Source organism: Streptomyces sp. NPDC019531 (assembly GCF_044903305.1).
Lineage (GTDB): Bacteria > Actinomycetota > Actinomycetes > Streptomycetales > Streptomycetaceae > Streptomyces.
This window is the reverse complement of sequence record NZ_JBJDQL010000013.1, coordinates 62,259-85,774: the sequence shown is the minus strand read 5'-3', so window position 1 is coordinate 85,774 and position 23,516 is coordinate 62,259. Positions and strand designations below refer to the sequence as shown.

Sequence of the window (23,516 nt, the reverse complement as noted above, 5' to 3'; positions counted from 1 at the left end):
GGGGAAAGTGCCCTGTCACGGCGTCACGTGGGGCCCGTCCGGCCTGTTGCGGCGGTGCTCGACCATCTCGCGGCTGAGTTCCTCGGTCTCCGGTTCCGGCAACCGCTCGAAGCCGTCCTCGGTGATGACGGAGACGATGGGGAAGATCCGCCGGTTGATGTCGGGCCCGCCGGTCGCGGAGTCGTCGTCGGCCGCGTCGTAGAGCGCCTGGAGCGCGGCGAGGGCGGCCTCGCGGCGGTCGAGGCCCTTGCGGAACAGCTTCTTCAGCGCGCCACGGGCATAGGGCGATCCGGAGCCCTCGGCGTGGAAGTCGGTCTTCTCGTAGAGTCCGCCGGCGACGTCGAAGCTGAAGATGCGGCCGCGTTCCCCCTCGGGCGCGGCGGGGTCGTAGCCGGTGAGGAGGGGGACGACGGCGAGGCCCTGCATGGCCTGGCCGAGGTTCTGCCGGATCATGCCGGCGAGCCGGCGGGCCTTGCCGTCGAGGGTCATGGCGACGCCCTCGATCTTCTCGAAGTGCGTCAGCTCGACCTGGTAGAGCTTGACCATGTCGAGGGCGAGTCCGACGGTGCCGGCGAACGCGACCGCCGTGTAGTCGTCGGCGGGGTGCACCTTCTCCAGGTCGCGCTGGGCGATGAGGTTGCCCATGGTGGCCCTGCGGTCGCCGGCGATCAGGACCCCGTCTCGGTAGGACAGGGCCAGCACGGTGGTGCCGTGCGGCACCTGATCGGGCGCGGCCCGTACGCCGTCGGGCAGGACGCGGCGGGTGCTGAGCAGTTCGGGGCGGTGTGCCGCCAGGAACTCGGTGAAGGACGAGGACCCCGGCGTGAAGAACTCCTCACCCAGGCGTCCGCCGTTCTCGTTCCACGTCATGGCACTCCCCCTCGCCCACGGACCGACACTCGAAGTCCTACCAGAAGCACGGGGGCCGGAAACGCCGGTCGCGCTCACAGCGCCTTGCGGCGGACGAGTACGGCGAGCACCAGCAGGCCGGGCAGCAGGGGCAGCCACACGGTCAGCAGCCGGTAGCCGAGCACCGCGGAGGCGGCCCCCACGCCCGGCGCTCCCCCGGCGGTGAGGGCGAGGGCGAGCGCCGCGTCCAGGGAGCCGAGTCCGCCCGGGGTGGGCAGCAGGGCGGCCGCGCTGCTCGCGGCGAAGTAGAGCAGGGCCACCAGGGGCGGGGCCAGCGGCAGCGCGACGGCCCGCGTGACGGCGATCAGCACGAGCGCGTGCAGTACCGCGAAGCCCAGCGAGCCGCCCCACAGGGCGGCCGCCCGGTGCGGACGTGCGTGGATCGTCCTGATGTCGGTCAGGACGAGAGCCATGGCCCTGCGGCACCGCGGCCACAGCACAGCCGTCAGGAGCACGCTCACGGCAGCGCCCGCTCCGGCCAGAGCCGGCCATCCCGCGGCGAGACGCGGGAGCTTGAGGACGCCTGGACAGGCCGCCGCGAGTACGGCGATGAGGGCGGCCCGGGTCAGCCCGCCGGCCGTGGCCTTGACCGCGAGCGCGGTCGCCGAGCGCCCGGCCGACATCCCGCAGCGCATCAGGAAACGCAGGTTGACGGCGCCGGTGCCGAGACCGGCGGGCAGCAGCTGGTTCGCGGCGGAGGCGGCGAACTGAGCGGCCACCAGGCGCCTCGGCGGCAGGGGCCGTAGCACCGCGCCCTGCAGGGCGAGCGCCGAGCACACCCAGGTCGCGGCGGCGGCCGTGGCGGCGACGAGCAGCCAGCCCTGGTCGGCCACGGCGAGCCGCAGGGCGCCGGTCTCCAGCACGGGCCAGTGGCGCCGGGCGAGCCAGCCGGCGGCGGCCAGGACGGCGAACGTGAGCGCGAGCTGCCCGTAGGCGCGTCTGCGGGTCGGGGCGACGGCGGTCTCTTCGGCCGTCACCCGGGTCCGCCCGCGTTCGGCGCCAGGTGGATGTCCATTCCGGCGGCGGGGACGGTCTGCCAGTCGCGGGCGTAGGCGGGCGGCGGGCCGCCGGGACGAGTGAGCGCGGCGGCGGGGATACGGCGGGACGTGCCGACGATCTCGGCCGTGGTGCTGTTGGCGTTGTGGCCGCCGGCCGCCGCCGACGCGCACCCGGCGTAGTAGGCGACGGGGATCGCCGGATGGCCGGTGAGCAGACAGGGCGGACGCACACCGAGGCGGTGCAGCTCGGCCGCGGTGCGGGCCCAGTCGCGATGATCGTCCGTGGTGCGGCGCACCGTGCGCTCCAGGACGGCGTACTGCACCGCCAGATGTCCCGCGAGGCCGATCGCGAGCACCGTCGTCGCCAGCGGGCGCCATCGGGCGGCCGGGCCGGTCGCGAGGTGGAACAGCGCGTCGGCGACCGGGATCGCGAGCAGGGCGTAGGCGGGCAGCAGAAAGCGGGGGGCCGCGTATCCGATCAGGAAGAGGTAGGGCACGGCGGCGGTCGTCGCGCAGACGAGCGGGACGAGGGTCGGCCCGGTGCGCCGTGCGCGGACGGCGACCGCCAGGGCGACGGTGGCCAGCAGCGGGAGGACGCACCACCAGGCCATGACGGCGGGGTCCGGCAGGGGCCCGGTGCAGGGACGGCACAGGGTCCGGCCGCTCAGGCTGCGCAGTTGGTCGTCGACGGCGAAGTGCCGGCCGAGGCCGCCCTGGATGCGGGAGGCCTCGCGCAGCCGCTCGGCGAGGCCGCCGTAACCGACGTAGGCCTCGATCACCCACTGCGCGCCGCCTGCGACCAGTCCGGCGAGGAGGGCCACGGCGGACCGCCAGTGGCGGTTGACGGCGGCGACGGCGAGCAGCGGGAGGGTGACCCAGATGGCGTCGGTGGGCCGCATCCACGCCATGAGCGCGGCGCCCGCCACGACTCCCCACAGGGCCCTCGGATTGCGTCGGACCCTCAGGAAGCAGCCGACCGTGCCCAGCGCGCCGACGGCGACCCAGTAGTTGGGCATGGCCTGGGGGCCGTAGAAGAGAGTGATCCACAGGGAGGTGAACAGGGCGCCGCCGACCGCGAGGACGCGGGCCGGGAAGAGGCCACGCCAGGCGCGCAGGGCGAGGTACAGGCCGAGGCCGGAGAGGACGGCGAGATAGACGCGCAGGAGTTCCGTCGAGGTCGACCAGCTCGCGATCGGCGCCACCAGCAGCGAGACCCCGCGGGCGCGCGGGGCGCTGAAGAAGGAGGCCGGGGCCTGGGCTCCGACCTGGCTGACGTAGACGGTCTCGTCCCAGCCGAGGCCCATGCCGGGGCGGACGAGGACGAGTTGGGCCAGGGTGAAGACGGCGGCCACCAGGGCGATCAGTGGGTTTCCCCCGGTCGGCCGGGCGGCACCGGACAGGGCTTCGGGCGTACGTCGTCGCGCGCCGGCGAGCAGAGCGCCGTAGCCGTGGGCCATCGTCCACCCCTCATGGGAAACCTGTGAAAACAGGGACAAAGTAACCCATTGCGGGAAGGGATGCGGGGTGGAGCTCGGCCGAGCGACGCCCGTGCGGATCGCTCGCCCGGGTCAGCGGGCGTGCGGGTCGCGGTGCGGGGGTTGCCGCGGGGCGGGGCGGTCCTCGGGGGGCGGGACGGCGCGCACGACGGGTCCGTCGCCGTTCAGGGTCAGCGCGATGCCGTGGTGGCGGATCGTCACAGGAGCGCCGGACATCAGGGTGTACGTCGCCTTGTCCGGGCCGATCTCCACCCGCAGACAACGGTCCAGGAGCCGCAGGTTGAAGGCGAGGCGGCTGAACCGCTCGGGCAGGCGGGGCGCGAAGCGCAGCGAGTCGCCGTCGCGGCGCAGACCGCCGAACCCGGCGACCAGGGCCGTCCAGGTGCCGGCGAGAGAGGCGATGTGGAGTCCGTCGCGGGTGTTGTTCTCCAGGTCGGCGAGGTCCATCAGCGCCGCCTCGGCCGTGTAGGCGTAGGCGAGGGACAGGTGTCCTGCGCGGGCGGCGACGACCGCCTGGACGCAGGCCGACAGGGAGGAGTCCCGTACGGTCAGGGGCTCGTAGTAGGCGAAGTTGCGGGCGACCTGCTCCTCGTCGTGGAAGTCCTCGAACCAGCCGCTGCACAGGTACATCGCCAGCACCAGGTCGGCCTGTTTGACCACCTGTTTGCGGTAGAGGTCGAAGTAGGGGAAGTGCAGCATCAGCGGGTACTGGTCGGCGCGGGTGCCGTCGAAGTCCCAGTGCTGGTAGCGGGTGAAGCCCGCGTGCTGTTCGTGCACGCCGAGTTCGTCGTTGTAGGGGATGTGCACGGCCTCGGCCGCGTCCCGCCAGGCGGCGCGCTCCCCGTCGTCGACGCCGAGCGCGGCGGCCTGTTCCGGGTGGCGTCCACAGGCCTCGGCGGCCGCGAGGAGGTTCGCACGGGCCATGAGGTTGGTGTACGTGTTGTCGTCGGCGACCGCGCTGTACTCGTCGGGGCCTGTGACGCCGTCGATGTGGAACACGCCGTGGTGGTCGTGGTGGCCGAGCGAACGCCACAGCCGGGCCGTCTCCACGAGGAGTTCGACGCCGGTGTCGCGTTCGAAGTCGAGGTCGCCGGTGGCCTCCGTGTAGCGCACCACCGCGTCCGCGACGGCGGCGTTGACGTGGAAGGCGGCGGTACCGGCGGGCCAGTACGCCGATCCTTCCGAGCCCTCGATGGTCCGCCAGGGGAACGCCGCGCCTTCCAGGCCGAGTTGGGCGGCGCGTTCGCGGGCCGCGGGCAGGGTGTGCTGCCGCCAGCGCAGGGCCTCGGAGACGGCGCCGGGCTCGGTGTAGGTGAGCAGCGGCAGGACGAAGGTCTCGGTGTCCCAGAAGGCGTGCCCGTCGTAACCGGAACCTGTCAGTCCCTTGGCGGGGATGGCCCGTTGCTCCGCGCGGGCACCTGCCTGCAGGACGTGGAAGAGAGCGAAGCGGACCGCCTGCTGGATCTCCTCGTCGCCGTCGACCTCGACGTCGGCGCGGCCCCAGAAGTCGTCGAGGTAGGACCGCTGTTCGTCCAGGAGTCCGTCCCAGCCGCCGTCGGCCGCGGCCGCCAGGGCAGCATCGACCTGGTCGCTCATCGCGGGCCGGGAGCGGGCTCCGGACCAGCCGTGGGCGACCAGTTTCTCCATCCGCAACCGCTGGCCGGGCTCCAGGACGGAGGTGACGGTGAGCCGGGCCAGGTCCACGGTCTCCTCACTGCTCGTGGCGGTGCGCTCGGGTCCCTCGACGACGTGGTCGGCGGCCACCGCGACCCGCAGACCGCTGAGCCGTGTGCGGTGCACCAGGCGCAACCGGGTGCCGTCGGCGAAGCCCTCCTCGTGCTCCAGCGGCGACTTGAGGGCCTTCGCGGCACGCGGGTCGCCGTTCTTCGGAGCGGGCAGGCTCTCGTTGCTGACGAGCTCCGACTGGATCACCACGCGGGTGCGGCTGTCGACGGGCTCCACCTCGTAGGCCACGGCGGCTATCGCCCGCTGGGTGAGCGAGACGAGCCGGGTCGAACGCACCCGGATCCGCGAGCCCGCCGGTGAGATCCACTCGCAGGACCGCTCCAGGACGCCTCGGCGCAGGTCGAGGGTGCGTTCGTGGGCGACGAGACGGCCGTAGCGCAGGTCGAAGGGCTCGTCGTCGACCAGCAGCCGCACGATCTTGCCGTTGGTGACGTCGATGACCGTCTGGCCGGACTCCGGATAGCCGTATCCGGCCTCGGCGTACGGCAGCGGGTGCAGTTCGTGGACGCCGTTGAGGTAGGAGCCGGGCAGGCCGTGCGGCTCGCCCTCGTCGAGGTTGCCGCGCCAGCCGACATGGCCGTTGGACAGGGCGAAGACGGACTCGCTCTGGGCCAGGACGTCGAGGTTCAGGTCGGTCTCACGGACGGCCCAGGGCTCGACGGTGTAGGAGCGGTGGGTGATCACGCGGGTCCTCCCAGTTCGGCGAGGCCCTTCACGACGACGTCGGCGCCGTGCGCGTAGAGGGCGTCGGTCTGTCCGACGCGGTCCAGGCCGACGACGTATCCGAAGCCCCCCGCGCGGCCCGCGTCCATACCGGCGAGGGCGTCCTCGAAGACGGCGGACCGCGGTGCGTCCAGGCCCAGTTCGTGGGCGGCGGCGAGGAAGGTGTCGGGGCGCGGCTTGCCGGGCAGCCGGCGCTCGGCCGCCACGACGCCGTCGACGCGTACGTCGAAGAGGTCCTCGGCGTCGATCGCGCGCAGTACGTCACGGCAGTTGGCGCTGGAGGAGACGATCGCGGTGCGCAGGCCGTGCGCGCGGGCCGCCCGGATGTAGGTCAGGGTGTCGTCATAGGCCTCGACGCCGTCGGTGCGGATCTTCTCCAGGACCAGGTCGTTCTTGCGGTTGCCGAGGCCGTTGATCGTCTCGGCGCCCGGCGGGTCCCCGGGACTTCCTTCCGGCAGTTCGATGCCGCGGGAGGTGAGGAAGGTGCGTACGCCGTCGGCGCGGGGGCGGCCGTCGACGTACTCGTCGTAGTCGTGGTCGTCGAAGGGCCGGAAGCGTTGACCCTCCCGTTCGCACAGGAACGCGTCGAACATCTCCTTCCAGGCCGCCGCGTGCACGACGGCCGTCCTGGTGACGACCCCGTCGAGGTCGAACAGGCAGGCCTTGATCTCTTCGGGCAGACCGAGCTCCGTCATACAGAACACCGTTCCCTGCAACGCGGGTCGCAGGCACGTGGATTCAGTCGTGCGGGAACGAGTGGTGCTCGTGGGCCACCAGCCAGCGGCCGCGCTCCTTGCGCAGGGCCGAGGGTGAGTCTGAGCCGGAGGCCGGGGTGGGCGGCGAGTTCCTCCGGGGTGGCGCAGCGCAGCAGGGCGTGGGCGTAGGCGACGTCGGTGCCCGCTGTGATGTCGAGGGTCTCGATGTCGAAGCAGGCTCCCTGGGCCTGCCACTCGAAGAAGGGCGGCCAGGCTGCGCGGTAGGCGGCGAGGGGGTGTCTGACAATTCCCGTCGTCCGCCCGGAGGGCGGGCCCCGCGGCGTCTGGTGCGTGCGATCGCAAGGCGCCGGAAGGTCCTAGTAGCGGAGCTACTCGGGCCTTTCGGCAACGCGGCTGGGGGTCCCCCCACGTCCTTAAGGCAGTGGGGGAGTGCGTGCCAGACGCCGCGGGGCAGGCGGGAATTGTCAGACACCCCCTGGGCCCCGGATGCCGTGATGGGGCGGCGGCACGTCGAACATCACGATGTCCTGGGCGTGGCCGGCGAGCACACCGGCGAGGTCCCCGCGGTGGACGGCTTCGGCCCACCCGGTGATGAGGGTGCGGATCTGCGCCTCGTCGTCGGGCTCGCGGGAGTCACGGGAGTCGTGGGAGTCGTGGGGCACGGCTGGGGCTCCTTTCTCCCCCTTCCGCCCTCCAGGGTGCCTGGCCGACCTGAAGTCATCGACTCGGCACCGGATGACACACTCTGCGGTGTGCCGCTGACCTTCGACGACCTCCTCGTCCGCGCCCGCGCCCTCAGCCGTCCCGGGAGCCGGGCGATCCTCGGAATCGCCGGCTCCCCCGGCTCGGGCAAGACGACCCTCGCCGAAGATCTGGTGGGCGCGCTCAACGGTTCGGGTGAGCCGTGGGTCGCGCACGTCCCGATGGACGGCTTCCATCTCGCCGACGTGGAACTGGTCCGGCTCGGTCTGCGGGACCGCAAGGGGGCGCCCGAGACCTTCGACGCGGCCGGGTACGCGGCCCTGCTGCGGCGGCTGCGTGAGGAGACGGACGGCGACATCGTGTACGCGCCTGGCTTCGAGCGGCTGTTGGAGCAGCCGATCGCCGGGGCGATCCCGGTTCACCCGACCGCCCGTCTGATCGTGACCGAGGGGAACTACCTGCTCCTCGGCACCGGAGCGTGGCCCCGGGTCCGGCCCGCCCTGGACGAGGTGTGGTTCTGCGAACTCGACGAGGACGAGCGGGTCCGACGACTGGTCGCCCGGCACGAGGAGTTCGGCAAGACCCACGAGGAGGCGGTGGCCTGGGTCAGGCGTTCGGACCAGCCCAACGCTGAGCTGGTGGCGGCGACCCGGGAGCGGGCGGACCTGGTGCTGTCGGGCCTCACGGGATGACGGACCGACGGCGGTCACCGGGTCGGCCGCCCCACCACGCACACGCATGTGACGAGCGTCATACCGCACGGTTCGAACTTCCGCGCCCGGCCTGCATCTAGTCGGCGTCGGACACCGAGCGGCTTCGGAGCAACCCCCTTCCGAGGCCGTCCATTTCATGTCATCAAGGATGCTCAATGGGTTACATGCGCGGTTTCATCCCCTGGATCGTCGCGGGAGTCGTCTCGTCCTTCGACTGGCGATGGGGAGCGATCAGCGGGCTTGTCACGGGGGTGCTGCTCCTGGTGCAGGACCACCGCCGCGGGGTCGGCCTCGACGCCCTGATCCTGGAGATCAGCACCATCGTCTACTTCGCGGTGGTCGGCGCCGTGGCCGTCGCCGACCCGGAGTCGGTCCTGGCGGACCACACCGACGTCGTCTCCTTCGCCTGGCTGGCCGCCACCGCCTGGGGGACCCTGGCGATCCGCCGGCCCTTCACGCTGGGCATCGCCAAGCGCCAGACACCGCGCGAGTACTGGGACATGCCGGAGTTCATCCGGGTCAACAACAACATCACCATCGCCTGGGGCGCCGGGTTCACCTTCATCGGCGTGAGCCTGGCGGTCTGCGGTGCCGTGGACGCCCCGGTGTGGGCGGGCATCACCGCCCATGTCGTGGGCCTCGTCGGTCCCGCCGTCTTCACGAAGATCCACCCTGCCCGGGCCCAGGCACGACTGGAAGCGGCTCAGGCACCCCTGACGTCGACTCACCAAGGAGCGAATGCGTCATGAACACCATCACGGAAGCAAGGAACGTCGTCCTCGTCCACGGCGGATTCGTCGACGGTTCGGGCTGGCGGGGGGTCTACGACCTCCTGACCGCCGACGGCTATCGCGTGAGCGTCGTCCAGAACCCCACCCTCTCCCTCGAAGGCGACGCCGCCGCGACCAAGCTGGTCCTCGACGCGCAGGACGGCCCGACCGTGCTGGTCGGACACTCCTACGGCGGTGCGGTGATCTCCGAGGCGGGCAGTCACGACAACGTGAGCGCGCTCGTGTACATCGCGGCGTTCGCACCCGACAAGGACGAGTCCGTGAACACGCTCATCGCCGACCCGCCGCCCGGGGCACCGGTACCGCCCATCCTGCCGCCCGTCGAGGGGTTCCTGTTCCTCGACCGGGAGAAGTTCGCCGCGTCCTTCGCCGCGGACCTGCCCGCCGACGAGGCCCGGTTCCTGGCCGACGCACAGGTGCCCTGGGGCCTCGACGCCCTGGGCGGGACGGTCACCGAGCCCGCCTGGCGCAGCAGGCCCAGCTACTACCTCGTCGCGACCGACGACCGCATGATCCCGCCCCCGGCCCAGCGCGCCATGGCCGAGCGGGCCGGCGCGACGGTCACCGAGACCGGCGGCAGCCACGCCGTCTACGTGTCCAAGCCCGGCGAGGTCGCCGAGCTGATCAAGCGGGCCGCCGCGGGAAGCTCCGCGTAGGCCAAGTCGCCCTGTGGAGCCCGTGCCTCCCCTGCACGGGCTCCACAGGCTCACAGAGGAAGGCGGCACGAAGGAAGGCGCCATGACCGACGAGATCTCCCTCCCCTCGTATCTCCGCGGCCGCTTCGCCCCGGTCCCCGAGGAGAGCACCGCGACCGACCTCACCGTGCGGGGCCTGCTGCCGCCCGAGCTGGACGGCCACTATCTGCGCAACGGGCCCAACCCGCTGCCCGGTGAGGACACGGGGCACTGGTTCTCCGGCCCCGGCATGCTCCACGGTGTCCGGCTGCGCGGCGGTCGCGCCGAGTGGTACCGCAACCGGTGGGTTCGCACACGGGAGTTGGAGGGACATCCGTTCGTCCGCGACGATCTCACCCTCGATCTGACCGCGACCCCCGCCAACACGCATGTCATCCGGCACGCCGGCACGGTGCTGGCCCTGCACGAAGCGGGCCTCCCCCACTGGGTCACTCCTTCGCTGGAGACGGTGGGGCCGTACGACTTCGCGGGACGGCTGACCACCGCGATGACCGCGCATCCCAAGGAGGACCCGGTCACCGGCGAACTGCATCTGTTCGGCACCGGGTTCACCCCGCCGTACCTCACCTACCACCGGGTCACCGCGGAGGGACTGCTGCTCGACAGCCGTACGGTCGACGTGCCGGGCCCGACGATGATGCACGACTTCGCCATCACCGAGCATCACATCGTCTGGCTGGACCTGCCCGTCGTGTTCGACCCGGCCCTGGCCGGGCGCCGCGGCATGCCCTACCGGTGGGACGACGGGTACGGCGCACGGCTCGGGGTCATGCCCCGAACGCCCGGCAGCACCCAGGTCGATTGGTTTGACGTCGATCCCTGCTATGTCTTCCATGTCGGCAACGCCCATGAGGACGCGAGCGGTCGGATCGTCCTGGACGCGGTGCGCTACGACCGCGACGGCTTCCGGCACTGCTGGTCGAGCCTCGCCGGCCACACGTCACCCGTCGGCCCGGCGGCGCGCGCCCCGCGCCCCCGCCGGGCCCCCGCCGTGCTGCATCGCTGGACGCTGGACCCGGCGGTCCCGCGCCAGGTCACCGAGAGCCGACTGGACGACCGCGCGGCCGAGTTCCCCACCCACAACAGGGCCCGCACCGGCCGCCCGCACCGCTACCTGTACACCGTCCGCGACGACGGCATCGTCAAACACGACCTCACGCGCGACAGCACGCGCACCTACGAGACGCCCGGTGGACGTCATGCCGGCGAGGCGGTCTTCGTACCGGCGGTGGACGGCACCGGCGAGGACGAGGGCTGGCTCCTCTCCCTCGTCTCGGACGACGACGGTGCGGCCGGGGAGCTGCTCGTCCTCGACGCCGTGGACCTCTCCGTCCAGGCGGTGGTGGAACTGCGCCATCCGGTCCCGGCCGGTTTCCACGGCAGTTGGCTGCCGGAGCCGCCGTGACCGGGGCATGATGCGGTATCGGCACGTCCTGGGTGCTCGGCCCGGCAGTGGGCCGCAGCCCGGCGCCCTTCAGCAAGACGCTTTGCGACATCCCGCCCCGGAGGCGTACAGACATGGCATCCATCGGCCCGCCCACGGACGAGGAACTCACCCGCAGGGCCCAGGCCGGCGAGACCGGCGCCCTCGGGCTGCTGCTGGCCCGCCATCAGGCACCGATGCGCGCGGTGGCCCTGAGCCTGCTCGGCTACGGCCCCGACGCGGACGACGCGGTCCAGGACGCCGCGCTGACCGCGCTCCGCCGCATCGGCGACGTACGGGATCCCGCGGCGGTGGGCGCGTGGCTGAAGGCGATCGTGCGCAACGCCGCCCGTATGCGCCTGCGCGACAAACGGGAGTCGCTCGGCCTCGACGGCCTCGACCACCTGCACCTTCGCGACCACGGACCGTCGCACCCGGAGCGGGCCGTCGAGCAGCACGCGATGCGCGACTGGATCTGGGAGGCGATGGAGGAACTGCCGCCGCGGCTGCGGCTGGTGCTGATGCTGCGGCACTTCAGCGGCATCACCGCCTACCAGGAGATCGCCACGGCCTGCGAGGTGCCCGTCGGCACGGTACGCAGCCGGCTCAGTCAGGCCAGGGCGAAGCTCGCCGAGGTGCTGCTGTCGACCGCCACACAGGCGCACGACGATGCCGCCGCCGTCACCGAGGACAGCAGGCAGGAGGCCCTGATCACGCTGGAGAGCGCGGCGCGCGGGCGGCTGCCCGGAGACATCGTCGAGCTGTGGCCGCCGGAGGCCGAACTGCTCGGCGAGCTCAGCACGCCGGGGGAACGCACCCATCCCTTCCCTGCCATGCGGGAGGCCCTGGACCAGGGCGTGCGCCAGCACCTGCGCCATGTGGTGGCCAGCCGTGACATCACCATCTGGGAGATGGACGTCACCCGACTGCCGGGCACCGGGGCCCCGTCCGTACCGACCCTCGCCTGGATCATGTCCCGCCAGGACCGAAGGGTTCGGACGCTGCGGGTGGTCTTCCCCGTACCACAGCGCTGAACAGCGGTCCTGGGCTCGCCCCTGCCTTCCGACTCAGCAGGCGGACAGGCTCAGTTCCGGCTCGCCCAGGGCGTCGCCCGCCGGGTCACCGATCCGTGCCGTGAACGCCTCGGTGTGCACCGTCAGTCCGCTGCCGTCGCGTTCGAAGGACGCCGTGAACGCGTCGCCGGGGCCGTAGCGCACCGCGAAGGCGTGCAGATCGTCCGGGGCTTGCGGCGCCGGGTCCGCTTCCAGGGCCGTGGAGCAGACCAGGTGGCGCCAGCCCTCGTCGGGATTGCCGTAGCCGCGGGGGTCGGCGGCGAGAGCGAAGGCGGCCTGCTCCTGGGTCGTCTCCGCGCGGGCGTCGAAGTGGTCGATGCCCTCCGCCTCGGGGTGCGTCAGCCGCAGGGCGCCCACAGAGGTCACCTCGCCCTCGGCGGTCCGGCGCACCCGGTCACCGTCGTCCTCGGCGTACGGCAGCCCGGCCAGCAGGTAGGGCGTGCCGGGGAGCCGTTCCACGGTCACCGTGGTCCACAGGCTCGTGCCGTCGGTGACGTACAGGGACTGGATGTGTCGCAGGACGTGGTCGCGGCCGACGACCGGCTTGGTGACCAGCTTGGCGGTCAGACCGTCGGTGCGGACGTCGCGGACGCGGACCTCGCCCATGGGGCGGCACAGCAGGAAGCCGTCGACGACCGGGCCGAAGCCGTGCTGCCGGTTGACGGCGGCGGGCAGGTAGTAGGTGCCGCCCGCCTCGAACACCGCGGGCGTCATCCTGCCGTCGAAGGCCACGGAGACGGTACCGGCCCGCAGTTGGTGCCGTGCGGTGGCCTCGGACGGCTCCCGGTGCCAGCGCGTGGTGTCCTGGATCTGCCAGACCAGCATCCAGGCGAAGTGGCCGTCCACCCCGCCGTCCGCCTTGACGGCGTGCCGGGCCCAGCGGCTGTCGCCCCGGTAGCGGCCCAGGTCGGCGCTGATACGGGCACCGAAGTAGCGCAGGCCCAGGACCGACTCGAAGGCGGAGTGCTGCTCGCTGTAGCGCGGACCGCCGTTGTCGAAGCCGCCGTTCGTCAGGCGGGCGTCGATGTAGCGGGCGAGGGCGTCGCCGTCCTCGGCGAAGATCTCCTCGCCGCTGATCCGGTGGGCCTGGGCGAGGAAGGAGAGGGAGATCGGACCGTAGTTGTTGTCGTAGGCGCCGCCGTGCTCGGGGGGCAGGGCCGCGCCGCGGTCCTCCACCCGGTGGGCGCGGATCCTGTCGGTGTAGAGCCCGAGGGCCCGCTCGCGGACCGACTGCCCTTCCGTGCCCGGCAGATGAGCCGCGAGCATCAGGCCTCCGACCACGCAGCCGATCGCCTGGTTGCCGGCCTCCTGCGGGTTGAAGAAGGTCGCCTCGGTCAGCCAGCCCCAGTATCCGCGCGCCACGGCGAGGAGTTCGGCGCGCTGCGCGTTCTCGACGAGACCGTCCGCCATGTCGAGGAGGTTCACCGCCTGGAGCAGCGCCCACACCGTGCTCGGCCAGTCGCCGATGGGGTGCGCGCCCGGCGCCAGGGTGTAACGGGCGTACGGCAGACCGCAGTTCCGCACCCTCAGGTTCGGGTAGCCGGGGTTGTCGTCGGTGTACACGCGCTCGCGCAGATGGAAGGCGAGACTGCGGCCGACCGCCTCCGGCAGCCGCGGGTCCTTGCTGCGCTGCCAGGCGAGGGCGAGCAGGGAGGTGATGCCGAGGGAGGTGTCGCCGATGTCGTCGACGCAGTCGGGGTGTTCGAGGTTGCCCTCGGGCGTGAGGCGCGCGAGGGCCTGCTCGGTGACGTCGGCGAGGACGGCGTCGTACGCCTCCGGGGAGTCCGGCAGGTCGTGCAGCGGGCCGAGCTGGCGAGGGAGGTGCAAGGGGATCGGCCCTTCATGCCTGAGAGGTGGCGCGCAGTGTGAGGGTCAGTGTCTGCGGTCCGTGCCCACCGAGGTAGACGCGGTTTCCGGTCGTCGCGTCGGTGCCGCCGACCACGGTGTAGTCCTGCCCGGGGTCGTAGCGCAGTACGTCGCTCCGGTCCGGTCCGGCGAGCGGTTCGCCCGTCTCGACGGCGGCCTCGACCCGGATCTCGTCGTCGCCGACGCGGTAGGTCAACGGCTCGGTCGTCAGACACCAGCGTCCGTCGCCCAGCGGTACGGCGCCCTGCGGCTCGCCGCCCGGCCGGAAGGTCAGTTCGAGGGACCAGGGCACCGATGGGCCGCTGATGTCGATCCGCAGGTCGGCCCCGTCCTCCCGCAGGTCGACCTCGACTCGGGTCGTGTGGGAGACCTCGTCCTGAGGGCGGTCGGGGAAGGCCATCGCCGCGGAGAAGCGACCCTCGTCCACCAGACGGTAGGCGCCGTCGTCGCGCCTCCGGTCCTTCGGGAGCGGCTGGTAGTAGGCGGTCGTGAGGGTTCCGGTGAGCCGGTACCGGTTGTCGGCGAGCAGTTCCATGTCGGCGGCGCGGAACGGGCCCAGGTCGAAGAACCCTCGCGAGAGGCGGACCGCGTCGAGGACGGCGGCACCGGCGAACAGACGCAGGAAGGTGGGGTTGCAGGCGAGACCCGAGCGGATGCGCCGGTGCTCGGGCACGTCGGAGCCGCCGTACACCACCGTGTGCGCGGTGGCCGAGGCGCGGGAGGCGAGGCGTGCGGTGGTGATGTACCGGTCGCGCGGAAGTGTCTCCGCGGCCGGTGCGGGCAGCGCGCGGCACAGGTCCGGGGTGAGGAGGGTCTGGGCGAGCAGGTCGGAGTCGTCGATGCCGTCGGCGGCCGCCAGCAGCGCCGCCCGGGCGAAGTCGCCCCGGCCGGTGCGGATCGCGAGCAGCCGGTAGTGCGGCAGGTAGGGCCACAGCGGGAACGAAAGCTTCTGGTCCTGGCGGCGCGAGTGGACGGTCTCCACCGTGCCGTCCGGCCTGATCAGGTCCAGGGTCGTGGCGAGGTTGCGTTCGACAGCGTCCAGCAGGTCGGTACGCCCGAGGACCTCGGCCAGCAACAGCAGCGACGGGTTGGTCACGAGGGACGCGTAGACGGCACTGCGTTCCGAATACAGGCCCTCCGCGTCGATGTCGACGCCCTCGGCGAGCCACTCCTCGACGCGGTGGAGCAGCCGGTCGTCCGGGAACGAGCGGTGCAGCCGGGCCAGGGCCGCGCTCAGCTCCCAGCGGTGGTTCGGGGTGTGCACCCCACCGGTCAGCAGACTGTCCGCGGCGGCGCCGGCGATCTCGGCCAGCGCCGCCGTGACGTCGTGCAGCTCCGGCCCTCCGCCTGCGGCGAGGACGTACGCGTCGCACACGTCGTTGACGGTGAACGCGGAGTCCGGCGGCGACTGCACGTTGTCGCCGCCGGCGAAGAGGCCTGTGCCGGTCTGCACCGCCCGCAGGGCGCGCAGGTGGGTCGTCGCGGCGGCGACGGCCCGCCCGCTGCCGTGCAGTGCCGAGTCCGGGGACCGGTACGCCGCGACCAGGGTCTTCACCCGGCGGGCCAGACCACGGTGCGGCACGCCGACCGGTGCCTCGTCGGGGGCGGCCGCCGACGGGACGGTCGACCGGTCGGCGGCGGCGGCCACCGCGTGGACGAACTCGTGGTCGAGCGAGTTGGGCAAGGTCAGTCCTTCAGTCCGGCATTGATGTCGGCGCTCATGACGTAGCGCTGGAAGACCAGGAAGATCAGAATCAGCGGGATCATGGAGATGACCGATGCGCCGAGCAGGACCGACCAGTTGATGTTCTGCGCGCCGACGATGCTCTGGATGCCGATCTGCACGGTGAACTTGTTGGGGTCGTTGAGCATCAGCAGCGGCCAGATGTAGTCGTTCCACCGCCACTGGAAGGACAGGATGGCGAGGGTCAGCATGATCGGCCGGGACAGCGGCACCATGATCCGCAGGAATATCGACAGTTCGCGGGCGCCGTCGATGCGTGCGGCTTCCACGAGTTCGTCGGGAACCGTCAGGAAGAACTGGCGGAACATGAAGCATCCGGTCGCGGTGAGCACGGCCGGGAGGATGATGCCGGCGAACGAGTTGTAGAGACCGAGGTTGCGGACCACCAGGAACTCGGGGGCGAGCATGACCTCGGACGGCAGCATCGTGGTGGCCAGGATGCAGATGAAGAACGCCTTGAGCCATCGGTTGTCGTACTTGGCCAGCGCGTACCCGGTGCAGCAGCTGACGCCCACCGTGAGGATCGTCGTGATCACGCACACGATGGCCGTGTTGATGAAGTACTGGGAGAAGTTGGCGCTGTCCCACGCTGCCTTGAAACCCGACAGGGTGGGGTTGTGCGGAACCAGCGTCAGCGGATAGGAGAACAGGTCGCTGGCCGGCTTGAAGGAGCTGAGGATGAACCACAGCACCGGCAACCCGTACAGGCACGCCAGGATCCACAGCAACGTCGTCGCGGACACCGCCTGCCGGATCCCACCGGTGGCCGCCCTGCGGGGCCGCTTCTTGGAGACGGGCCGTCCGGAACCGGCGTCGACAGGGCGCGGCATGTCTGTGGTAGTCATCGGTTCTCCACCCGCCGGTTGACGATCAGCTGAATGATCGCGACGGCCATCAGGATGAGCATGAGCACGAATGACGCGGCGCTCGCGTAGCCGATCTGGCCCCGTTTGAAGCCGGTCTCATAGATGTACTGGACGAGCAGGTTGTTCGACGTTCCGGGTCCGCCGTTGTTGAGGGCGACGAACACCGGGTATTCCTTCATCGCGTTGATCGTGTTGAGCAGGATGACGATGAACGAGGTCGGCGCGATGCTCGGCAGTGTGATGCTGAAGAACTGGCGCCAAGGGCCGGCGCCGTCGAGCGAGGCCGCCTCGTAGTACGACACCGGTACGTTCTTGATCGCCGCGATGAACAGCAGCATCGAGAAACCCGTCCAGGCCCAGGATGCCGCCATCACCACGACTATCAAGGACAGGTCCGCGTTCGACTGCCACGGAACGGCACTTCCGCCGAGCTTCTCGATGACGTAGTTGGCCAGTCCGAAGTTCTCACCGAACAGCCACCGCCACAGAACACCCACGACGATGGGCGACAGAAGCCACGGGATGAAGAAGATGACGCGGGCGACCGACGCGCCTTTGGCGTGCTTGCTCACCACCAGGTTGGCGGCGAGCAGCGAGACCGCGAAGTTCAGCGGTACGAAGAGCACGGCGTACAGCAGCGTCCGGGTCAGCGCGTCGTAGAACGTGGAGTCCCCGAACAGGTTGTGGTAGTTGTCCAGACCGATGAACTGGAACGCCCCCACACCGGTGTAGTTCGTGAAGGAGTAGACGAGCCCGATCACCGCCGGCCAGACGAAGAACAGTGAGAAGAGCACGACATTGGCCGCGATGAGGACGAGCGGCGCAAGGGTGTACTTACTGCGTCTCCTGGGCGGGCTCACGGTCACGTCCGAGGCGCGTTTTGTCATCTTCCTGACTCCGTGCTGGTGGATTGGATTGCGGTGGGCTCACACCATGAGCCCGGCATCACGCGGGCGGCCGGGGCCGGGCGGCGGGGTCGAGACACCGCCGCCCGGCCTGTGGCCCACGATCAGCCGCCGACCTGCTGGTTGTAGCCGTCCACGATGTTCTGCAGGGCCTTGTCGGCCGACTGCTGGCCGTTGATCGCCTTGCCGAGCTCCGTCTTGGTCGGGTCCTCGGTGAGGCTCTTGCCCTTCAGCACCCACTTCGTCTGCGCACCGTTGAAGTAGCCGGAGATCGGGGCGTAGAGCGGGATCTCCTCGTTGTACAGCTTGAACGCCGCCTGCGCCGCCTCGGACTTGAAGGGGTAGGTCGGGTTCAGACCGCTCTCGACCGGCAGGAACCCGGACGCCTCGCACAGCGCCTTGTAGTGGGCCGGCTCGTACAGCCAGGACAGGAACTTCGTCGCGGCCTTGGACGCGTCGGCGTTGTTGTTGAAGCCGACCGTCATGCCGCCGCTGTTGACGTCACTGGCCTGCACCGGCTGCGCGGGGGTCGGGACGCTCGCCCACTCGAACTTCTTGATGCTGTCCGCGAAGGCGGGAACCTGCCACACGCCGGACCAGTAGGCGACCACGTCACCGCTCTGGAACATCGCCGACGGGTCGGCGCCGCTCGTCCATACCGCCTTCGGCATGGTCTTGTCGTCGTTCCATCCGACGAAGGTGTTCACGGCCTTCTTGGTCGCCGCGTCCACCGAGAACTTGCCGGAGTCGTCCGCGTGGACGTACTGGCCGCCCATCTCGTACACCATGGCGCGCAGCCGGGACGGCGACTGGTCGAAGGTCAGGGAGTACTTGGCGCCGGTCTTCTCACGGACCTTGTCTGCCGCGGCGATGAAGTCGGTCCAGGTCCAGGTCTTCGACGGCTCCGTCGGGAAGGAGACGCCCGCCTTCTCGAACAGCGACTTGTTGATGAACAGGCCGGACGCGGTGACGTCCGAGGGGATGGACAGCACCTTCCCGGACGAGTCCTTGGCGACGAAGTTCGTGTTGATCTTGTTGGTCTTGTTGTTGGCGATGGAGCTGAGGTCGATCAGCTTGCTCGACCAGATCGGGTCCAGCGCCGGCACGGCGGCCACGTCGGGCAGGGAGTTCGCCTGCGCGGCGTTGTGCAGCTTCGTCGGGTAGCCGTCGTAGGGGATGTTGACGAGCTTGACGTTGACGCCGGTTTCCTTCTTGTACTGCGCCACCATCTTCTTCCAGCCCGCGTCCTGCCCCGGAACGGTGGAGATCCAGAACGTCAGGGCCTTGGAGGTTCCGCCCGAGCCGGATCCCGACCCGCAGGCGGAGAGCAGCAGGGCACCTGCCGTGGCCACGGCAGCGAGGGGGACCATGCGGCGCATGCCGCCGCGGCTGAGTCGGCTGGAGCGCCGCACACCTACAGTGGTCATCTTCGATCCCTTTTTCGTCGTAGGGGACGGAGCACGGCGCCGACGAGGCGGCACGGGTGCATTTTGCAGGAAGGTTCACTTTCCGGGGCACGGCCTCGCCCGGCCGCGTCATCCTGACGGGCGAGGATCCCCGGCCTTCGTGGCCGCCACCGCACGGGCTCGCCCTCATGCGGTTGCCGTACGTCGAGTACGGGCGGGACGCTCGCCCCAAGCCGACGTCCCGGCCGACTTAGAAAGCGCTTGTCCGGACATTGGCAGACCGAGTCCGAACCCGTCAATCCTTCGTCCGCGCCACCTGGGTCACGGTTTGGACTCCTCTGGCGACCGCGAGACGGGCCGCACCCACGACGGTACCGAGATCACCGACCTGGCTGCTGACCACCTCGGTGGGCCAGCTGAGCCGCTCCAGCTCCGCCCGTACCCCGGGCAGGAGCTGCGGAAACGCACCTGTGCTGCCACCCAGGACCAGCAGCCCCGGATCCAGTACGGCCGTCACCGCGGCGGCCAGCCGGCCCACGTCCACGGCGTGTCTGTCGACGACCGCGCGGGCTGCGGCGCTGCCCTGTCCGGCGAGGGCGAAGAGCCGCTCGGCGGTGCGCGGACAGGCGCCGTCGGATTCCGGCCAGGCCTGCGCGGTCCGGCGCAGCAGGGAGCGGGCCCCGATGTACTCCTCCAGGGCCTCGTGGCGGGGCTCCAGGTCGTCGTCCCAGGGGTAGGGCAGCCGCGCGAGCTCTCCCGCGGCGCCGTTCGCACCGGCCAGCACATGTCCGCCCACGACGATGCCGAGACCGATACCGACGCCGATCCGCAGATAGCCGAAGGTGTGACGGCCGCGAGCCGCGCCCTCGTGCAGTTCGGCGAGGGCGGCGCAGTTGACGTTGTTCTCCAGGTGGACGGGCACTCCGGGCGGCAGCGCGACGGTCACCGCGTCGAAGACGGGACCGGCCTTGGCCGTGGCGGGGCGCATCCGCTGTGGTGCGGTGACATCACCGACGGCCACGACGATCGTGCGCAGCGGGGCGTCGGCGGGGAGCGCCGAGAGCGCGTCCCGCACGACGTCGGCGGCGTCCGCCCGGGGGCCGGTGGCCTCGGCGAGCAGGCTGCCGTCCAGCGCGCAGCCGCGCACCCGGGTGACGGCCGGGCCGAGGTCGACGGCGAGCACGGCGCCCGCGGCCGGACCGAGACGGTATACGGCCGCGCTGCGGCCCGTACCACCGGAGGAGGTGCCGGAGTGGGCCGCGAGGTGGACGCCCTCCAGTTCGGCGACGGCGGAGGAGACCGTCGGCTTGGACAGCCGCGCGAGGCTCGCGAGCTGCGGCCGGGTCGCGGTGCCCGCCTGGGCCAGCACGGCGAACACAGCGCTCGCGCTCTCGGTCAGACGGGGGGCCTTTACCACGTCATGCTCCACACTTCCCCCAGGTCACAGGCCGCTCTCCCGCGCCGATCGATTCGGCGGGGAGGCGGTGATGGGTTGCTTTGGCCTCGCGCGTTCCCGACCCGGTCAAGAGGCCGGGGAAGCCGAGTGCGCGACGCCTATTGACACGCACTGTACTTCGTTAGTTAACTTCCTAACGAACGTCACGGTACTCGCCTGCCGTGGTCCGTCAGAGGCCCGTCCCGGGGTCTCCCGAGTTCATCAACTGCCTTGCCTCCAGGCACGGTTCGCCCACCGTCGCAGCACACAGCGCATCGACGAAAGAGGTTCCGTGCAGGACACCCCCGTGGTCGGCCCACTGGTGGTCGGCATCGACGTGGGCGGCACCAAGACCCAGCTCCGCGCGTTCGCGGGCGACACCCTTGTGGCCGATCACGTCCGTTCCAGCAGCGGCTGGCGGCCGCACGACCCGGTGGCCGCCGCCGGCTGGCTGGCCGCGCTGGCCGCCGCCGCGCTTCCTGCGGGCGCCCGTCCGTCCGCCCTCGCCGTCGGCGGGCACGCCTGTGAGACCCCGCGCCAGTGCGCGCAGATCCGCACCGCTCTCCAACTGCACTTCGACGCGCCCGCGCTGGTCGTGGGAGACGCCGAACTGCTGGTCCCGGCCGCGGGCTTGGACAAGGGGGTCGGCCTGGTCGCCGGCACCGGCTCGGTGGCCGTGGGCCGTTTCACCGACGGCACCGCGATCCAGGTCGGCGGCTGGGGCGCGCTCCTCGGCGACGAGGGAGGCGCCGCCGGACTCGTCCGCGAGGCCGTCCGTGCCGCTGGGGCGCCCCACGACCGCGGTGAGGAGCCCGACGCGCTGGCGCTGGGCCTGCTGTCCGGGTTCGACGTCCCCGAAGTCCCCGCGCTCGGCGCCGCGTTGGAGCACGCCGCGTCCGCCTCCGCCGAGTGGGGCCGGCATGCCCCGGCCGTCTTCGCCGCCGCCGATGCCGGGTCCCACCTGGCCCGCGCCGTGATCGCCGAGGCGGGCCGCGCCCTGGCCGCGCTCGTCGAACGGCTCGCCGCGCGCGGGGTCGTGGTCGACGACGTCGTGGTCGCGGGCAGTACCGTCCTCGCCCAGCCCTCGCTGTACAACGCCTTTGTGACGGCGCTGGCCGAGGGTGTGCCCGCGGCCCGGCCGACGCCCTTGCGCGCGCCGCCGGTCGACGGGGCCGTGGCGATGGCCCGTTCACTTGTGTGACATGTCCTGGTCGTCGAGTCTCCTCTGCTCCGACATGACTCACCAGTAGATCTTCGCTCGTACGACTTCAGAAAGCGCATTCGACGCTTACGTGTTCCGGCGCATCATGAGTCGCATCCGCACCAGCTCCTGGCCGCACGGCCGCAGAACTCAAGAGAGGCCCATCCATGCCGTCTTCCGCCGGGCACCACTCCCCCGCGCGCGCCGCCGAACGTACCGTGAACCGCCGGGGGTTCCTCAGGACCTCCCTGGGTGCCACTGCCGGTGTCGTGGCCGCGCCCACCCTGGTCTCCTGGTTGGGGGCCGCGGACGCGAAGGCCGCCACGGCCGCCGCCGCGTTCGTGGACGACTACAAGACCAACGTCCTGACGAACCTGACGCCCGAGACCAACGCGGTGGTGCGGATCCTCGGCGGCTTCGCCAAGATCTGGAAGACGGGCGACGCCTGGAACACCGGCACACCGCTGCGACCCGAGATACTGCGCGCCAACATGCGCTACTGCGTCCGCGTCACAAAGGCGCGCACCGAGGCCCAGGCCAAGGATGCCTTCCTCTACGACCGTCAGCACCAGAGCTACGCGATGATCGGCGCCCTGGGCCCGCTGGCCGGCCTCTACCGCTCCGGGGCCAAGGCGGTCACCTCGATCACCAGCGCGCCCGACGGCACCCCGGCGACCACGATCAGCGACGCCGTGCCGGCCGACGCCCCCGCGGGCTCCGCGCTCGGCGCGGGCTCTTACGACTCCTCGCTCGGCCAGGTGGCCAAGCTGGTCGACACCGTGCGCGGCCCCTACGCCTCCGGCAACCCGGGCAAGTACTCCTTCCAGTACCCGCGTCCGTGGCGCATGAACGAGGACAGCGAGGTCGTCGACACGGGCGCGAAGGACGCTCTCGGCTTCCCGGTCTACGACTCCGAGGTGGTCGTCGCCCCGCAGCTGCTGCGCCAGCGCAACACCTCCCCGGTGGACGACGGCGGTTTCCCCAGCGGCCACACCAACGCCTTCCACCTGGCGGGCCTGGCCTTCGCGTACGCGGTGCCGGAGCGCTTCCAGGAGCTGGTGACCCGAGCCTTCGAGCTCAGCCACACCCGGATCATGTCGGGCATGCACTCGACGGTCGACGTCATGGGCGGCCGCATCATGGCGACCGCGCTGGCCGCCGCCACGCTGGCCGACTCGGCGAACGCCGACCTCAAGGCAGCGGCCCGGGCACAGGCGCTGACGTACTTCACGGAGCAGACGGGCACCACGGCCGACACGCTGTTCGCCTACGCCCACTCCGACACCGCCGACGCGTACGCGGACCGGGACGCCAACGCCCGTTCCATCAAGCCCCGGTTGACCTATGTGCTGAGCCGGGACGGCGGCAACAAGCCCTTCACGGTGCCCAAGGGCGCGGAGGTGCTGCTGGAGACCAGGCTGCCCTACCTGGACGCGGCGCAGCGCCGTGAGGTGCTGCGGACCACCGGACTCCCCTCGGGTTACGTCCTGCTGGACGGCTTCGAGCAGTGGGGCCGCCTCGACCTGTTCACCGCGGCGGACGGGTACGGCTCCTTCGACTCCGATGTCACCGTCACGCTCGACGCGGCTGCCGGCGGCTTCCAGGCGGCCGACAGCTGGCGCAACGACATCGACGGCTGCGGCGGTCTGACCAAGCGGGGCAGCGGCACGCTCACGTTGACGGGCCACAACCGCTACACCGGCGGGACCGTGCTCAAGGAAGGCGTTCTCGTCGCCGGTTCTGCTCACGCGCTCGGGCACGGCGACGTGCGGGTTCAGGGCGGCAAGCTGACGCTCGGCCACAAGTCGCTCCAGATCCACGGCACCTACAGCCAGGAGGCGGGCACGCTGGAGCTCACCCTGCGCTCCGGCCAGCAGCCGGTCCTGGAGGTGACGCGGCGCGCGGTGCTCGGCGCGGGCAGCGTGCTGTCGCTGAAGCTCGACGCGCACAGGCCGCCGACGGCCGGACACACGATCCGGGTCCTCGGCTCCCAGGGACTGCGCGGCCGGTTCGACCGCGTCGAACTGAACTCCGACACGCTGCGGGCCGTACCCGTCTACACGGCGGAAGGTCTGTCGGTACGACTCCTGAAGCGGTGACGCCCGCGG

General features: G+C 71.3%; 18 protein-coding genes and 2 pseudogenes. 7 read left to right on the top strand and 13 right to left on the bottom strand.

Going from position 1 to position 23,516, the window contains the following annotated elements; translation table 11 throughout:
- Positions 1 to 15: 15 nt before the first annotated feature.
- The 7 genes and pseudogenes from prcB to ACI2L1_RS18015 form a co-directional block, all read right to left on the bottom strand.
- Positions 16 to 870, bottom strand: coding sequence for a proteasome subunit beta (gene prcB / locus ACI2L1_RS18045; protein WP_404740293.1), 855 nt, complete (start codon positions 868 to 870; stop codon positions 16 to 18).
- A 74-nt stretch (positions 871 to 944) separates the two neighbouring features.
- Positions 945 to 1,886, bottom strand: a complete 942-nt coding sequence (locus ACI2L1_RS18040; protein WP_404740292.1) for a lysylphosphatidylglycerol synthase domain-containing protein — start codon at positions 1,884 to 1,886, stop codon at positions 945 to 947.
- Positions 1,883 to 3,364 carry a hypothetical protein gene (locus ACI2L1_RS18035; protein WP_404740291.1) on the bottom strand — a complete coding sequence of 494 codons (1,482 nt, stop codon included), beginning with the start codon at positions 3,362 to 3,364 and terminating at the stop codon, positions 1,883 to 1,885. Before ACI2L1_RS18035 ends, ACI2L1_RS18040 begins: the two co-directional genes overlap by 4 nt.
- A gap of 111 nt (positions 3,365 to 3,475) precedes the next feature.
- Positions 3,476 to 5,833: a glycoside hydrolase family 65 protein gene (locus ACI2L1_RS18030; RefSeq protein ID WP_404740290.1), complete on the bottom strand. Its 2,358-nt coding sequence runs from the start codon at positions 5,831 to 5,833 to the stop codon at positions 3,476 to 3,478.
- Entirely contained in the window at positions 5,830 to 6,567 is a 738-nt protein-coding gene (locus ACI2L1_RS18025) for a beta-phosphoglucomutase family hydrolase (RefSeq protein ID WP_404740289.1), read from the bottom strand. The genes ACI2L1_RS18030 and ACI2L1_RS18025 overlap by 4 nt, the downstream gene beginning before the upstream one ends.
- Positions 6,568 to 6,610: 43 nt before the next feature.
- Positions 6,611 to 6,860, bottom strand: a pseudogene (locus tag ACI2L1_RS18020) (nuclear transport factor 2 family protein); the annotation flags it as partial.
- 207 nt (positions 6,861 to 7,067) lie between these two features.
- Positions 7,068 to 7,250 (bottom strand): annotated as a pseudogene (locus ACI2L1_RS18015) (DUF4440 domain-containing protein); the annotation flags it as partial.
- Between the two features lie 90 nt (positions 7,251 to 7,340).
- On the opposite strand from ACI2L1_RS18015, the gene ACI2L1_RS18010 reads away from it, so the two are divergent.
- The 5 genes from ACI2L1_RS18010 to ACI2L1_RS17990 all read left to right on the top strand — a co-directional run bounded on the left by ACI2L1_RS18010 (position 7,341) and on the right by ACI2L1_RS17990 (position 11,946).
- A complete protein-coding gene (locus ACI2L1_RS18010) occupies positions 7,341 to 7,982 on the top strand; it encodes a nucleoside/nucleotide kinase family protein (protein ID WP_404740288.1) in 642 nt (213 codons plus the stop codon).
- Between the two features lie 176 nt (positions 7,983 to 8,158).
- Positions 8,159 to 8,752, top strand: coding sequence for a hypothetical protein (locus ACI2L1_RS18005; protein WP_404740287.1), 594 nt, complete (start codon positions 8,159 to 8,161; stop codon positions 8,750 to 8,752).
- Entirely contained in the window at positions 8,749 to 9,450 is a 702-nt protein-coding gene (locus ACI2L1_RS18000; protein ID WP_404740286.1) for an alpha/beta fold hydrolase, read from the top strand. Before ACI2L1_RS18005 ends, ACI2L1_RS18000 begins: the two co-directional genes overlap by 4 nt.
- 82 nt (positions 9,451 to 9,532) lie before the next feature.
- The gene (locus ACI2L1_RS17995) at positions 9,533 to 10,894 is read left to right on the top strand and encodes a carotenoid oxygenase family protein (protein WP_404740285.1); all 1,362 of its coding nucleotides are present in this window, start codon (positions 9,533 to 9,535) and stop codon (positions 10,892 to 10,894) included.
- Positions 10,895 to 11,007: 113 nt separating this feature from the next.
- Positions 11,008 to 11,946 (top strand): RNA polymerase sigma factor, encoded by a 939-nt coding sequence (locus ACI2L1_RS17990; protein ID WP_404740284.1) that lies wholly within the window; start codon positions 11,008 to 11,010, stop codon positions 11,944 to 11,946.
- Positions 11,947 to 11,979: 33 nt separating this feature from the next.
- Here ACI2L1_RS17990 and ACI2L1_RS17985 read toward each other — a convergent pair whose 3' ends face one another.
- The 6 genes from ACI2L1_RS17985 to ACI2L1_RS17960 form a co-directional block, all read right to left on the bottom strand.
- On the bottom strand, positions 11,980 to 13,812 hold the full coding sequence (locus tag ACI2L1_RS17985; RefSeq protein ID WP_404740283.1) for a hypothetical protein: 1,833 nt from the start codon (positions 13,810 to 13,812) through the stop codon (positions 11,980 to 11,982).
- Between the two features lie 13 nt (positions 13,813 to 13,825).
- A complete protein-coding gene (locus tag ACI2L1_RS17980) occupies positions 13,826 to 15,535 on the bottom strand; it encodes a hypothetical protein (RefSeq protein WP_404740282.1) in 1,710 nt (569 codons plus the stop codon).
- A gap of 2 nt (positions 15,536 to 15,537) precedes the next feature.
- Positions 15,538 to 16,440 (bottom strand): carbohydrate ABC transporter permease, encoded by a 903-nt coding sequence (locus tag ACI2L1_RS17975; protein ID WP_404740281.1) that lies wholly within the window; start codon positions 16,438 to 16,440, stop codon positions 15,538 to 15,540.
- Entirely contained in the window at positions 16,437 to 17,348 is a 912-nt protein-coding gene (locus ACI2L1_RS17970) for a carbohydrate ABC transporter permease (RefSeq protein ID WP_404740280.1), read from the bottom strand. Before ACI2L1_RS17970 ends, ACI2L1_RS17975 begins: the two co-directional genes overlap by 4 nt.
- A gap of 122 nt (positions 17,349 to 17,470) precedes the next feature.
- Positions 17,471 to 18,793, bottom strand: coding sequence for an extracellular solute-binding protein (locus tag ACI2L1_RS17965; RefSeq protein ID WP_404740279.1), 1,323 nt, complete (start codon positions 18,791 to 18,793; stop codon positions 17,471 to 17,473).
- A gap of 274 nt (positions 18,794 to 19,067) precedes the next feature.
- Positions 19,068 to 20,189: an ROK family protein gene (locus tag ACI2L1_RS17960; RefSeq protein WP_404740278.1), complete on the bottom strand. Its 1,122-nt coding sequence runs from the start codon at positions 20,187 to 20,189 to the stop codon at positions 19,068 to 19,070.
- A 310-nt stretch (positions 20,190 to 20,499) separates the two neighbouring features.
- Between ACI2L1_RS17960 and ACI2L1_RS17955 the strand changes: the two genes are divergently transcribed.
- Positions 20,500 to 21,408, top strand: coding sequence for a BadF/BadG/BcrA/BcrD ATPase family protein (locus ACI2L1_RS17955; RefSeq protein WP_404740277.1), 909 nt, complete (start codon positions 20,500 to 20,502; stop codon positions 21,406 to 21,408).
- A gap of 167 nt (positions 21,409 to 21,575) precedes the next feature.
- Positions 21,576 to 23,507, top strand: a complete 1,932-nt coding sequence (locus tag ACI2L1_RS17950) for a phosphatase PAP2 family protein (protein WP_404740276.1) — start codon at positions 21,576 to 21,578, stop codon at positions 23,505 to 23,507.
- The last annotated feature ends 9 nt before the right edge of the window (positions 23,508 to 23,516 follow it).

Bases quoted from the DNA above. Each gene is read 5' to 3' on its own strand.
- ACI2L1_RS17965 (WP_404740279.1), bottom strand. From the start codon at position 18,793: ATGACCACTGTAGGTGTGCGGCGCTCCAGCCGACTCAGCCGCGGCGGC.
- prcB (WP_404740293.1), bottom strand. From the start codon at position 870: ATGACGTGGAACGAGAACGGCGGACGCCTGGGTGAGGAGTTCTTCACG.
- ACI2L1_RS17990 (WP_404740284.1), top strand. From the start codon at position 11,008: ATGGCATCCATCGGCCCGCCCACGGACGAGGAACTCACCCGCAGGGCC.
- ACI2L1_RS18025 (WP_404740289.1), bottom strand. From the start codon at position 6,567: ATGACGGAGCTCGGTCTGCCCGAAGAGATCAAGGCCTGCCTGTTCGAC.
- ACI2L1_RS17970 (WP_404740280.1), bottom strand. From the start codon at position 17,348: ATGACAAAACGCGCCTCGGACGTGACCGTGAGCCCGCCCAGGAGACGC.
- ACI2L1_RS17995 (WP_404740285.1), top strand. From the start codon at position 9,533: ATGACCGACGAGATCTCCCTCCCCTCGTATCTCCGCGGCCGCTTCGCC.
- ACI2L1_RS18000 (WP_404740286.1), top strand. From the start codon at position 8,749: ATGAACACCATCACGGAAGCAAGGAACGTCGTCCTCGTCCACGGCGGA.
- ACI2L1_RS18035 (WP_404740291.1), bottom strand. From the start codon at position 3,364: ATGGCCCACGGCTACGGCGCTCTGCTCGCCGGCGCGCGACGACGTACG.
- ACI2L1_RS17975 (WP_404740281.1), bottom strand. From the start codon at position 16,440: ATGACTACCACAGACATGCCGCGCCCTGTCGACGCCGGTTCCGGACGG.
- ACI2L1_RS17950 (WP_404740276.1), top strand. From the start codon at position 21,576: ATGCCGTCTTCCGCCGGGCACCACTCCCCCGCGCGCGCCGCCGAACGT.
- ACI2L1_RS18005 (WP_404740287.1), top strand. From the start codon at position 8,159: ATGGGTTACATGCGCGGTTTCATCCCCTGGATCGTCGCGGGAGTCGTC.